Genomic DNA, 336 nt, shown 5'->3' with positions numbered 1-336 from the left:
CGCGCTGGAGAGAAACGAGACCAGGGCCTCTTGGTTGAGCGTTCCGTTCTCAATCAGGAGAGGATAGAAGGAGGCCCGCAACTCTTGAACCCCCGTGCCGGCGGCGAGCGCGTCGGCAAAGGCGGGGTCTTCGGCAATGAGAGTGGCCAGGTCTGATGCGGTCTTAGCTTGAGAGATCAGTGCGGTACTACCGGCGACGATGGGTAGGGAAAAAGAGACGGGTACGGCGTGGGACGCGCCCGCTGCCTGCACGATGTTAGTGAAGTAGGTGCTGCTATCCAAGCCGTCCTTCAGGGAGGTTAAATCCTGCAGCCGCTCTTGGGCAGTCAGCTGTTC

Annotated in this window: 1 protein-coding gene; it reads right to left on the bottom strand. The window is 60.4% G+C overall.

Going from position 1 to position 336, the window contains the following annotated elements:
• On the bottom strand, positions 1 to 336 hold a 336-nt coding region (locus PZH32_RS11980; protein WP_275208480.1), incomplete at both ends, for a hypothetical protein.

The organism is Adlercreutzia equolifaciens (assembly GCF_029076695.1).
Taxonomy (GTDB): Bacteria; Actinomycetota; Coriobacteriia; order Coriobacteriales; family Eggerthellaceae; genus Adlercreutzia; species Adlercreutzia equolifaciens_A.
This window is presented reverse-complemented; position numbering and strand designations above follow the sequence as displayed.